Source organism: Stenotrophomonas forensis, from assembly GCF_028752115.1.
Taxonomy (GTDB): domain Bacteria; phylum Pseudomonadota; class Gammaproteobacteria; order Xanthomonadales; family Xanthomonadaceae; genus Stenotrophomonas; species Stenotrophomonas forensis.
Map to the genome: position 1 here is coordinate 4667975 of NZ_CP082270.1, position 12375 is coordinate 4680349.

The following is a 12375-nucleotide window of genomic DNA, read 5'->3' on the forward strand; positions in this document are numbered from 1 at the left end:
CTGCGACCGGTGGGATACCGGACCACTTTAGGAGGATTTGGTTAAGCCGGGATGCGACCGGGTGACGCGCTGCTTCACTTTGTCGCAGGGGTCAACCGCTCTGGTAGCTGCCAACCTTGGTTGGCACACACGCCCAAACGCCGACCAAAGTCGGCATCTACCAGGCCCACCGCCCGGAGGGCGCCTCAGTGCCAGAAATACCAGGCCGCGGCAGCCAGCAGCGCGCCAAACAACAGCACCTGCACCACCACGTAAAGCACACCGCTATCGCGCGATTCGGCTCCGATGCGCTTCTGCAGTGCCTCGCTCACATCCGGCGTCTGTTCCTGCTGCGCCTGTTCACGCAACGCCTGTGCCAGCGCGCGCTCGTCCGCATCGCGAGGGTCGGTCGATTGGCTCACAGCAGTTCTCCGGCGGTGGCGTGCCGCGTCAGCTCCTGCTTCAGGATCTGCCGCGCGCGGTACAGGTGGCTCTTGATGGTACCGCGCGCCAGCCCGGTGACCTGCTCGATCTCGGCCAGATCGAAGTCCTCCAGATAGTGCAGGCCCACAATCAATCGCTGCGGCGCACTCAATCGCTCCAGTGCCGCGCCCAGCTGGCGACCAGCCTGCAGCGATTCGCTGAATTCAGCCGGCCCGGGGCCTTCATCGCCGATGCCCAGCTCCTCGGGCACCTCCACCGCCACCATCCATTGCGCCTCCAGCCGCCGCCGACGCAGGTGCTGCAACGCAGTGGTGTAGGCCACCCGCGAAACCCAGGTGCGTAGCGAGGATTCAAAGCGGAACCGGTGCAGCTGGCGGAACACCGCCAGGAAGGTCTCCTGCAGCAGGTCGGCCACCTGGTCGCGGTCGCCCACCATGCGCCCGATCACATGCGCGCAGGTGCGTTGATGGGTCTCGACCAACTGCGAAAACGCCGCCTGCGAGCCGTCGATGATGGCCCGTACCAGGGCCTGGTCCGTATCCAGCGGTGCAGCCGGTGCCGGTGCCGGTGCCGGTGCCGCCGTCACCGTCGCCGCTGCATCGTGGCGGCGACGGCCCCGCAGTGCCGACAATGCTTCGCCGAGCAGGCTCATCTGCGGGGCGCCCCCTGTGCCCGTGGCATGCGGCGGCTCAGCCCTTGCGTGCGGCGGGGCGGGTGAAGTGCCAGGCCAGCAGCTGGCCCAGGCCGGCGCTGCCAACCAGCGCGGCGGCGGCACCGAAGGTCAGGTCACGGGCGCCGATGACTTCCAGCAGAGCCATTGCCAGCGACAGGCAGACCAGGCTGATGCCCCAGCGCAGCGCGCCCTGGCGGCGGCGCTCCTCTTCCAGCACGGCCAGCGAGCGGATCACTTCCTCCGGCACGTGTGGGGCCACCAGCTTGCTGCGGGCGCGGGCATCGGCAATGGCATGGATCGCATAGGCGATGCAGATGAAGAGGGTGATCGGGATCAGTTCCTGCATGGTCGGGCTCCTGTTCGGTGGATGATGCGGGTTCAGGACAATGGATGCGCGAGCCCGGCAACCGGTTGCAGCAGTTTGCCGATTCCGCTGCCATGACCTGTGGCCCCTGCCCGCGGCCGGGGCGGCTGCTACCCTTGCCCGGTTTCCTCTTCCGGTGCCGTCCGCCCATGTCCCGAGTGCTGCCCCTGTCCCTCCTGCTGTCGGCCGTGCTGGCCGCACCGGCCGCGCATGCCGCGCCGACGCCGATCACCATCGAACAGGCCATGGCCGACCCGGACTGGATCGGGCCGCCGGTCGAAAAGGCCTGGTGGTCGTGGAACAGCCAGCAGGTGGAGTACCAGCTCAAGCGCAACGGCAGCCCGGTGCGCGACACCTTCCGCCAGCCGGTGGCCGGTGGCGTGGCCGCGCAGGTGGCCGATGACCAGCGCGGCACCCTGGACGTGGCCGAGCCGGTCTACGACCGCAGCCGCAGCCGCAGTGCGTTCGTCCGCAATGGCGACGTGTTCGTGCGCGACCTGCGCAGCGGCGCGCTGACCCAGCTGACCCGCAGCAACGAGCGCGCGGGCAACGTGGACTTCGCGGCCGACAACGGTGTGATCTGGCGCGTCGGCCAGAGCTGGTTCCACTGGACTGCCGCCAGCGGCGTGCAGCAGGTGGCCAGCCTGAAGGCCGAGAAGGACCCGCGTACGCCGCCGAAGGCCGACGTGCTGCGCGACCAGCAGCTGCGTACGCTGGAAACACTGCGCCGCGACCGCGACCAGCGCGAGGCGCTGAAGGACCAGGACCAGCGCTGGCGCCAGGCCGACCCGACCCGCGCGCCCGGCCCGGTGTACCTGGGCACCGATGTGGAGATTGCCGACAGCGTGCTGTCGCCGGACCTGGGCCACCTGATCGTGGTGACCAAGCCGAAGGACTTCGATGACGGTCGCGGCGGCAAGATGCCGCTGTACGTGACCGAATCAGGCTACGAGGAAACCGAGGACACCCGCACCCGCGTTGGCCGCAACGGCTTCGAGCCGCACACCCTGTGGTACGTCGACGTGCGCACCGGCAAGGCCGAGAAGCTCTCGCTGTCGGGCCTGCCGGGCATCGGCACCGATCCGCTGGCCGAACTGCGCCGCAAGGCCGGCAAGGACGCACTGAAGGGCGAGCGCAGCCTGCAGGTGATGAGCGATTTCATGGGCGGTGGCATCCGCTGGAGCGCCGACGGCCAGCAGGCTGCAGTAATGCTGCGTGCCAACGACAACAAGGACCGCTGGATCATCAGCGTCAACGCCGCCGACGGCCGCGTGCAGAACCGCCACCGGCTGACCGACAACGCCTGGATCAACTGGGGCTTCAACGATTTCGGCTGGATGGCCGACGGCCGCACGCTGTGGCTGCTGTCCGAGGAATCGGGCTTCTCGCACCTGTACACCCAGGCCGGCACCGCCAAGCCGCAGGCGCTGACCAGCGGCAAGTGGGAAACCTCGGCGCCGGTGCCGTCGGCCGATGGCAAGGGCTTCTACTTCCTGTGCAACCAGCAGGCCCCGCATGACTACGAAGTCTGCGCGGTCGACACCGGCAGCCGCCAGGTGCGCGAGCTGACCAGCCTCAACGGCGTGGAAGACTTCTCGCTGTCGCCGGATGGCCAGCAGCTGCTGGTGCGCTACTCCGGCGCCTACCTGCCGCCGCAGCTGGCGGTGCTGCCCAGTGCCGGTGGCCAGGCACGCGTGCTGACCGACACCCGCACCGCCGACTACAAGGCGCGCCAATGGATCCAGCCGAAGCTGGTGGCAGTGCCATCCAAGCATGGCGCCGGCGTGGTCTGGGCCAAGTACTACGAACCGGAAAACAAGGAGCCGGGCCGCAAGTACCCGATCGTGATGTTCGTGCACGGCGCCGGCTACCTGCAGAACGTGCACCAGCGCTACCCGGCCTACTTCCGCGAGCAGATGTTCCACAACCTGCTGGTGCAGAAGGGCTACATCGTGCTGGACATGGATTACCGCGGCAGCGAGGGCTACGGCCGCGACTGGCGTACGGCGATCTACCGCAACATGGGCCACCCGGAACTGGAAGACTACAAGGACGGCCTGGACTGGCTGGTCGACACCCAGCAGGGTGACCGCGACCACGCCGGCATCTACGGCGGTTCCTACGGCGGCTTCATGACCTTCATGGCGCTGTTCCGCTCGCCGGGCACCTTCAAGGCCGGCGCCGCGCTGCGTCCGGTGGTCGACTGGCACCAGTACAACCACGGCTACACCAGCAACATCCTCAACACCCCGGACATCGATCCGGAGGCGTACCGCGTGTCCTCGCCCATCGAGTACGCGCAGAACCTGCAGGACAACCTGCTGATCGCCCACGGCATGATGGATGACAACGTGTTCTTCCAGGACTCGGTGAACCTCACCCAGCGCCTGATCGAACTGCACAAGGACAACTGGTCGATCGCGCCGTACCCGCTGGAGCGCCACGGCTATGTCCGCGCCGATTCCTGGCTGGACCAGTACAAGCGCATCCTCAAGCTGTTCGAGCAGAACCTGAAGTGAGCACTGCCGCGGCCGCGATAGAGATCGTGGCCGCGGTCATCCTGGATGACCGTGGCCGGGCGCTGGTGGTGCGCAAGCACGGCGCCCACCGCTTCATCCAGCCGGGCGGCAAGCCCGAACCCGGCGAAGTGCCACTGCAGGCGCTGGCCCGCGAACTGGACGAGGAACTGGGCGTGCAGCTGCGCGCCGACGCCACCCTCGCGCTGGGCGCCTTCGAAGACTGGGCGGTGAACGAGCCCGGCCATCGCGTGCGGGCGCAGGCGTGGTGGGTGCAGGTGGACGGTACACCGCAGGCGCGCGCCGAGATTGCCGAACTGGCCTGGGTGCCGCTGCAGCCGCCACACGGCCTGCCCTTGGCACCGCTGAGCGAACACCATATCCTGCCGGCCGTCGCCACCCGGGTGACGGCCCGCTGATTACCCTACTGCTGCCCAGGACATCGGATGTCGCTTCAATCGCCCCAAGGCCGTCCTCCCAGCGCAGTCGCCGCCCAGGATTTCATCCGACCGCTGGGCTTGGCTTCCCTGCTGGTCTGCGCAGGGTTCGTCGTACTCATTGCACTTCAAGCGGTGTTGCTTTCGCAGCTGGCTGACAGTCCGCTCTGGCAGAGGATGATCATGACGGCCACTGAGCAGGGGTTTCCACAGAGCGTGCAGTGGATATTGAAGGGCCCGGTCGCCGCCACATTATGGCTGGCGCTACCCGGCATACCTGCCGTGCTTTCAAGCTGGGGCTTCTACCGGCAGCGTCGCTGGGGCCTCTGGAGCTATGTGGCATTGCTGTGGTTGTCTGCCGTGGCGAATTTCGCGGTCGTCTGGTGGCTGGACAGCATCTTCGCTGACCTCATGACGCATATCGTCGATCCACAGACGCTGCGCGAAGCCCAGGTCCAACGAATCCTGGCATCACTGACCTTGTTCGGAGGTGCCGTGGCCATACTCGTTGCGCAGGGTTGGCTGGCCTGGCGTTTGTTGCGGCCCGATATCCGCTCGCGCTTCCGCTGAGCCCCACCCCCTTCTCGCACGACAAGGACCGTCGCATGCGCTTGCTGGCTCTTTTCCCTGCCCTGCTGCTGCTCGCCGCGCTGCCTGCCAGCGCCGATGCCCTGCGCTGCGGCGAGTATCGCAGCCTCGATGACGGCATGGCACTGGTGTTCACCAGCCCCAGCAGCGGCTACCGCCACAACGGCATCGGTGAGCCGGAGCCGCTGTGGGTCGATCGCAGTGCGGAACAGACCCGCCTGGTCATGCTCGATGATGGCGTGGCGGAACCGATCCGGATCAGCGCCGATGGGCAGCGCATCGAGGACAGCGTGACGGTGATCTACACCCTGCGCCAGTCCCGGGCCTGCACCGCCGAACCCAGCGCGGTGGCCGGCAGCTGCCGCGCTGCTGGCAGCTACTGCATGGTGCAGCTGCCAACGGCCTCGCCCGGCCAGGCCCGGCGCGCCTGCGACGAGGGCGTGGGTGCGGGCTGCTCGACGCTGCTGCGGCTGATGCGTGAGGGTGGTGCGGCGAATGCAGCCGATGATGCAGCCCCGGCCGTTTTCGAGCGCCCGCCGCCGTGCCGTGAACACACCGGCGGGCACGATCGGCAGGCCTGCGAAGCCATGACCGACGATGCACTGGCCACCGCCATGCGGCGGGTGGATCAACGGCTGGCACAGGAAGACGAAGACACGCTGGATTCGCCGCTTCCAGCCGCTGCACGCGATCGCCTGCAGCAGTTGTGCCTGCAGCACCGGGGTGGCCGCTTCTGCGTCGAAGTAGCCGCGCAGCAGCTGATCGCGCTGGAGCCCGCATTGGCGGTGCAGGCCCTGCAGGTCACCTGCGATGGCGGCCGCGTCAGTGCCTGCGAACGTACCGCGCCGCTGCGTGAACTCGGTACCGATCTGCGCCTGGTGCCGCTGCAGCGGGTGCCGTGTGGCCGCTACCAGGCCGACGGTGGCCAGTTCGACAGTTTCGACTTCGGTGATGGCAGGCAGGCCCGGCTGCACGAAGGTGCCGTCCAGCTGCAGCAGAACGGCGAAACGTTCGTGCTGCGCCAGCTGGGCAATGGCGACCTGCTCGGCATGGACATTCAGACCGCCTACGAGCGTTACCGGCCAGTGACCGACGCGGGCCGGTGCCGCCCACCACGGCGCTGACCGCCCTGCATCGCACGGCCCGGCCGGGCCCTGCGGTAAAGTACGCGCCATGAACGACTTCGAGCGCGTGCGCGCCTACCTCACCGACCTGCAGGACCGCATCTGCGCGGCGATCGAGGCCGTCGATGGCCAGGCCCGCTTCCAGGAAGACCTGTGGCAGCGGACCGAGGGCGGCGGTGGGCGTACCCGCGTGCTGCGCGATGGTGCGGTGTTCGAACAGGCCGGCATCGGCTTCTCCGACGTGGCTGGCAGCCGCCTGCCGCCGTCGGCCTCGGCCAACCGCCCGGAACTGGCTGGCGCCTCCTGGCGCGCCACCGGCGTGTCGCTGGTGTTCCACCCGCTCAATCCCTACGTGCCGACCACCCACGCCAACGTGCGCTTCTTCCAGGCGCAGCGCGACGGCGAAGTGGTGGCCAGCTGGTTCGGCGGCGGCTTCGACCTGACCCCGTTCTATCCGTTCGACGAGGACGTGCAGCACTGGCACCGGGTCGCGCGCGACCTGTGCACACCCTTCGGCGAGGAACGCTACGCCGCGCACAAGCGTTGGTGCGATGAGTACTTCTTCCTGCGCCACCGCAACGAAACACGCGGCGTCGGCGGCCTGTTCTTCGATGACCTGCATGGCGATTTCGAGCGCGATTTCGACTATCTGCGCGCGGTCGGCGATGGCTTCCTGGAGGCGTACCTGCCGATCGTGCAGCAGCGCAAGGACACGCCCCATGGCGAGCGCGAACGCGAGTTCCAGCTGTACCGCCGTGGCCGCTACGTGGAATTCAACCTGGTCTACGACCGCGGTACGCTGTTCGGCCTGCAAAGCGGTGGCCGCAGCGAAAGCATCCTGATGAGCCTGCCGCCGCGGGTGCGCTGGGAATACGGCTTCAACCCGGACGCCGGCAGTGCCGAGGCACGCCTGGCCGACTACCTGGTGCCGCGCGACTGGCTCTGATCTTCCGGCACCACGCCTGCGGTGCGTCGTGCACCGGACAGGTCATCTTTTTTCTTCAAGGATGATGTCATGCCCGCGTCTGTTTCCCTTCGTCCCCGCGCTGCGGGTTGGCGCTCCCTGCTGCTCGTGCTGGCCTCGGCCAGCCTGCCGGCCGCCGCGCAATCGATGGCCTGTGGCACCTACAAGGACAGCAGCGGCAGCACCACGCTGACCCTTGAAAGCGAGGGCCACGGCTTCCTGTCCGGCCCGTACCAGGCCACCGAGGAACTGCGCATCGCCCGCCAGGACGACGTGCTCGGCACCGGCAACCTGTCCACGGGCCGCCTGGAGAACTGGTACTTCTCCGACAACGACCGCACCCTCAGCACGCCCTACCGCGAGTTCACCCGTGAGCGCTCCGCCGCATGCAAGGTGATGCCGGAGCCCATCGAAGACGGTTGCGTGATGAACACCTCCGAGTGCCTGGAGGCCTTGCCGGAAGCCGAGCCGCAGAAGCTGCATGCCTGGTGCGCCGAGGGCGTGGGCGCCGCCTGCATGCGCCTGCTGGAAACCTACCAGCAGCAGGCCAAGGACGCTTCGCCGAGCACAGCGGAGCCGCCGATGCCCGAGATCTGCAAGGAGGAGTCACCGTCGTTCGACGCCGAGGGCTGCACGGCGGTGGCCAGGCAGGTCGCGTCGGAAATGATGGGCAAGGCCCTGCTCGGCCTGCAGCATTCGGTGGATGCGCCGCTGCCGCCGGCACAGCTGGATGAACTGATCGCCCTGTGCCGCGTGCAGCAGGGCGAAACGTTCTGCGCCGACACCGCCGAGACCTTGTGGAGCAGTGGCCGCCTGCAGCAGGCCCGCGAGGCGCTGCAGCTGTCGTGTGCGCAGCGCGCGGATGCCCCGGCCTGCGGTACGGCCAAGGACCTCGGCGTGCTGGCCAGCGCTCCCGGCACGGCGCTGGCACCGGTCACGGCCAGCGCGCTGCCCTGCGGCAGCTTTGAAGCCGAACGCAGCGTGCTGTCGCAGCTGCGCTTCCTGCAGGGCGGCGTGGTCGAAGCCGGTGGCCGCGAGCAGCCACTGCGCGCCAGCCTGCGCGACGGCCGCATCCTCATCCATCGCGAACTCGGCAGCGACTTCGTGCTGCAGCTGCTGCAGAACGGCAACCTGGTTGGTATCGACGGTGGCAACCACTTCGCCTACTACGAGCGCAAGCCTGCGGCGGGCAACGACCGCTGCACGCCTTGACCGGGGCTGCGGTCCCCCGCCCGGCTGATGCACCGTGCACCCGGGCCCAGGCTCGGCGCTACCAGGTCAGGGGCTCTTCCTGGGGATGATGGTGATGTGCCCGTTGATCTCCAGCAGGGCCAGCTCGACATCCTCCACGCCCAGGCAGCCCTGCTGGCGCATGGCAGCCTCGAAATCAGCGCGGGTGACCTGCTCGCGACGCAGCACGGTGTCGAACAGGCGGCCATCGCGCGCGATCACCACCGGCTCTCCCTCCACCAGGCGCTCGATCCGCCGGTTGCGGGTACTGACCCAGCCCACCCCGTAGTTGAGCAGGATCAGGGTCGCCGCCAGCAGCAGGCCGCCGCCCAGCGAGGTGTCGGTGCCCAGCAGGGCGTTCTGTACGGCATTGCCCAGCAGCACGATCAGCAGCACGTCGAACGGGGTGATCTGCCCCAGCGCGCGCTTGCCGCTGAGCCGGACCATGCCCAGCACCACGACGTAAACCACCACCGCGCGCAGGATGAACTCCCACCACGGCATTGCCAGCGCGAACAGATCGGGCATCGTCTTTCCCTGCGGAGCGGTGGCCCAGCGTGGCGCAGACGATTGCGTCTGGCAACGGCACAAATAAAAAGCCCCGCTGACCAGGGGGAGGTCAACGGGGCCGGGGAACGGGCACTTGGGGAGGAGTCCCCGTTCCGAGATCTGCTCCAGGGGATGGGAGAGATCCACAACAGGCATTGCGCCTGTCGAGAGTTATAGAAGCACTCCGAACACTAACGGTTCGTGAAGGGGCCCAATTTAATGAACTTCAATCGGGGGAACATTCATGATCGAGTCAGAAACCTCCGACTGATGAACAAATTCACGTCGTTTTCGGCCTGAAACGCCGTCAGTGCGCCTCGTCCCAGTTGCTGCCGATACCGGTATCGACCACCAGCGGCACCCGCAGTTTGGCCGCTTGCGACATGCGTTCCACCACCTGCAAACGCAAGTCTTCAACGAAACTGCTTTCGGTTTCGAACACCAGTTCATCGTGCACCTGCAGGATCATCCGTGCCGGTGCGCCGCTGTCACGCAGCCACTGGTCCACGTCCACCATCGCGCGCTTGATGATGTCGGCGGCGGTGCCCTGCATCGGCGCGTTGATCGCCGCGCGTTCAGCCCCCGCGCGCAGGCCCTGGTTGCGGGCATGAATGTCGTTCAGGTACAGGCGGCGGCCGAACAGGGTTTCCACGTAGCCCTGGTCGCGGGCCTGCTGGCGCATCCGCTCCATGAAGTCGCGCACGCCCGGGTAGCGGCTGAAGTACAGCGCCACGTAGTCCTGCGCCTGGCCACGGTCGATGCCCAGGTTGCGGGCCAGGCCGAACGCGCTCATGCCGTACATCAGGCCGAAGTTGATGGCCTTGGCGGCACGGCGCTCGTTCGGGGTCACCTCCTCCAGCGTGCGCCCGAACACCTCGGCAGCGGTGGCACGGTGCACGTCGGCGCCCTGTTCGAAGGCGCGCACCAGGCCCGGGTCCTCGGACAGGTGGGCCATGATCCGCAGCTCGATCTGCGAATAGTCGGCCGCCAGCAGCTGGCAGCCCTCCGGCGCCACGAACGCGCGGCGGATGCGGCGGCCGTCCTCGGTGCGGATCGGGATGTTCTGCAGGTTCGGGTCCGATGAGGACAGGCGGCCGGTGGCGGCACCGGACTGGTGGTAGCTGGTGTGCACGCGGCCGGTGTCCGGGTTGACCATCTCCGGCAGCTTGTCGGTGTAGGTGCTGCGCAGCTTGGCCAGGCCGCGGTACTCCAGGATCACCCGCGGCAGCTCGTGCTGCTCGGCAATCGCCTCCAGCGCCTCTTCATTGGTGCTGGGCTGGCCCTTGGGGGTCTTCACCACCGCCGGCAGCTTCAGCTCATCGAACAGCACCGCCTGCAACTGCTTGGGCGAATCCAGGTTGAAGCTGCGCCCGGCCAGCTCGGTGGCCTTCTGCTGCGCGGCCAGCATGCGCGAGGACAGGTCCTGGCTCTGCCGGCGCAGTTCGTCGGTGTCGATCCGCACGCCATTGGCTTCGATGCTGGCCAGCACCGGCACCAGCGGCATCTCGATGTCGCGGTACACGCTGTCCAGCGCCGGCTCGGCCAGCAGCTGCGGCTGCAGCGCGTGGTGCAGGCGCAGGGTGATGTCGGCGTCCTCGGCCGCATAGCGGCTGGCTTCGTCGATGCCCACCTGCGAGAACGGAATCTGCTTGGCGCCCTTGCCGGCCACGTCCTCGAACTTGATGGTGCTGTAGCCCAGGTAGCGCAGGGCCAGCGAGTCCATGTCGTGGCGGGTGGCGGTGGAGTTGAGCACGAAGCTCTCGAGCATGGTGTCGTCGTGGTAGCCCTGCACGTCCACGCCGTGGCGGCGCAGCACATGCAGGTCGTACTTGCCGTGCTGGCCCAGCTTCTTCTTCGCCGGGTCCTGCAGCACCGGGCGCAGCGCGTCCAGCACCTGCTGCATCGGCAGCTGGGCCGGCGCACCCGGGTAGTCGTGGCCGACCGGAATGTAGGCGGCCCTGCCCGGCTCGACGGCCAGGCTGACGCCGACCAGGCGCGCACGCATCGCGTCCAGCGCATCGGTCTCGGTATCGAAACTGATCAGGTCGGCCTGCTGCAGGCGCTCGACCCAGGCCTGCAGCTGTTCGCTGGTCAGCACCGTCTCGTATTCACCGGGCGCGGCCAGCGCCGGGTCCAGCGTACCGGCGGCCGGCGCTTCGGCGCTGCCACGGGCGAAGCCGGCGGCGGTACCGCGCAGGCTCGGGGTGGCCTCACTGGCAGCGGTGGGCGCCGGCAGCGGTGCTCCCAGTTCCTTCAGCGCCTGGGTGAAGCCGTAGCGCGTATACAGCTCGGTCAGCTCCGGCACGTCCTGCTCGCGCAGGGCCAGCGTGGTCGGGCTGGCGTCCAGTGCCACATCGGTGCGGATGGTCACCAGCTCGCGGTTCAGCGGCAGCCGCTCCAGTGCGGCGCGCAGGTTCTCGCCGATCTTGCCCTTCATGGTCGGCGCTGCCGCCATCACCCCGTCCAGGTGCTGGTACTCGGCCAGCCACTTGGCAGCGGTCTTCGGCCCGCACTTCTCCACGCCCGGCACGTTGTCGACGGTGTCACCCATCAGCGCCAGCAGGTCGATGATCTGGTCGGCACGCACGCCGAACTTGTCCATCACCGCCGCGTCCGAATCCATGCGGCTGCCGGTCATGGTGTTGACCAGCTCGATGCCCGGACGCACCAGCTGGGCGAAGTCCTTGTCGCCGGTGGAGATGGTCACTTTCAGGTCCTGTGCCAGGCCCTGCAGGGCCAGCGTGCCGATCACATCGTCGGCTTCCACGCCAGGGATGCGCAGGATGCTGATGCCCAGCGCCTCGACGATGCGGCACATCGGTTCGACCTGGCTGCGCAGCTCGTCGGGCATCGGCGGCCGGTTGGCCTTGTACTGGTCGTACAGGTCGTCACGGAAGGTCTTGCCGGGCGCATCGACCACGAACGCAACGTAGGCCGGGCGTTCCTTCAGCGTCGAGCGCAGCATGTTGACCACGCCGAACAGCGCGCCGGTGGGTTCACCCTGTGCATTGGACAGGGGCGGCAGCGCGTGGAACGCGCGGTACAGGTAACTGGACCCGTCGATCAGGACTAATCTGCTCATGCGCCGATTCTACGCGCCCGTGCCTGCACCGCGACGACACGGCACGCACCCGGCGATGGGGCATAATCAGGGCTCTATCCAGGCAAAGGCCCCCGCCGATGAAAACCCTGATGCTGGCTTCCGTGCTCCTGCTCGCTGGTTGCGCCAGCATGGGTGGCGCAGGTGCTCCCCCGGTGGACGTCAAGGGCGCCGATGTCTCCAAGCGCACCATGGACAACGGTGACACCATCGAGGAATACCGCGTGTCCGGCCAGCTGCGCATGGTCAAGGTGACCCCGTCGCGCGGCGCGCCGTACTACATGTACGACAAGAATGGCGACGGCCGTTTCGACAACGACAAGGACGGCGTGTCGCCGGTGTACTGGAAGCTGTACAGCTGGTGATGTGACCGGCATCGAACCGGGCGGAGTGGCAGCACTCCGCCC

At 67.9% G+C, this 12375-nt stretch carries 12 protein-coding genes; 7 read left to right on the plus strand and 5 right to left on the minus strand.

From position 1 onward, the window contains the following. Positions 1–185: 185 nt before the first annotated feature. Genes K5L94_RS21330 through K5L94_RS21340 form a run of 3 tightly spaced genes read right to left on the minus strand, consistent with a single transcriptional unit; the run spans position 186 to position 1442 of the window. Positions 186–401 carry a hypothetical protein gene (locus K5L94_RS21330; protein WP_164086427.1) on the minus strand — a complete coding sequence of 72 codons (216 nt, stop codon included), beginning with the start codon at positions 399–401 and terminating at the stop codon, positions 186–188. Then, positions 398–1075 (minus strand): RNA polymerase sigma factor, encoded by a 678-nt coding sequence (locus tag K5L94_RS21335; protein WP_274511328.1) that lies wholly within the window; start codon positions 1073–1075, stop codon positions 398–400. The genes K5L94_RS21330 and K5L94_RS21335 overlap by 4 nt, the downstream gene beginning before the upstream one ends. Before the next feature lie 37 nt (positions 1076–1112). After that, a complete protein-coding gene (locus K5L94_RS21340; protein ID WP_274511329.1) occupies positions 1113–1442 on the minus strand; it encodes a hypothetical protein in 330 nt (109 codons plus the stop codon). A 167-nt stretch (positions 1443–1609) separates the two neighbouring features. Here K5L94_RS21340 and K5L94_RS21345 point away from each other — a divergent pair, with 167 nt between their 5' ends. From K5L94_RS21345 to K5L94_RS21370, 6 genes are all read left to right on the plus strand, one after another. Next, positions 1610–3979, plus strand: a complete 2370-nt coding sequence (locus tag K5L94_RS21345; protein ID WP_274511330.1) for a S9 family peptidase — start codon at positions 1610–1612, stop codon at positions 3977–3979. Beyond that, a complete protein-coding gene (locus K5L94_RS21350; protein ID WP_274511331.1) occupies positions 3976–4395 on the plus strand; it encodes an NUDIX hydrolase in 420 nt (139 codons plus the stop codon). Before K5L94_RS21345 ends, K5L94_RS21350 begins: the two co-directional genes overlap by 4 nt. 27 nt (positions 4396–4422) lie before the next feature. Beyond that, positions 4423–4983, plus strand: coding sequence for a hypothetical protein (locus K5L94_RS21355; RefSeq protein WP_274511332.1), 561 nt, complete (start codon positions 4423–4425; stop codon positions 4981–4983). Between the two features lie 35 nt (positions 4984–5018). Beyond that, a complete protein-coding gene (locus K5L94_RS21360; RefSeq protein ID WP_274511333.1) occupies positions 5019–6125 on the plus strand; it encodes a hypothetical protein in 1107 nt (368 codons plus the stop codon). Positions 6126–6174: 49 nt separating this feature from the next. After that, entirely contained in the window at positions 6175–7071 is an 897-nt protein-coding gene (gene hemF / locus K5L94_RS21365) for an oxygen-dependent coproporphyrinogen oxidase (protein ID WP_274511334.1), read from the plus strand. Positions 7072–7140: 69 nt separating this feature from the next. Then, positions 7141–8301, plus strand: coding sequence for a hypothetical protein (locus tag K5L94_RS21370; protein ID WP_274511335.1), 1161 nt, complete (start codon positions 7141–7143; stop codon positions 8299–8301). Between the two features lie 66 nt (positions 8302–8367). Here K5L94_RS21370 and K5L94_RS21375 read toward each other — a convergent pair whose 3' ends face one another. Then, positions 8368–8847, minus strand: coding sequence for a DUF421 domain-containing protein (locus K5L94_RS21375; protein ID WP_271262232.1), 480 nt, complete (start codon positions 8845–8847; stop codon positions 8368–8370). A 328-nt stretch (positions 8848–9175) separates the two neighbouring features. Next, positions 9176–11950: a DNA polymerase I gene (polA, locus tag K5L94_RS21380; protein WP_164086420.1), complete on the minus strand. Its 2775-nt coding sequence runs from the start codon at positions 11948–11950 to the stop codon at positions 9176–9178. A gap of 98 nt (positions 11951–12048) precedes the next feature. Between polA and K5L94_RS21385 the strand changes: the two genes are divergently transcribed. Beyond that, positions 12049–12333, plus strand: a complete 285-nt coding sequence (locus K5L94_RS21385) for a DUF2782 domain-containing protein (RefSeq protein WP_040006855.1) — start codon at positions 12049–12051, stop codon at positions 12331–12333. Positions 12334–12375: the final 42 nt, after the last annotated feature.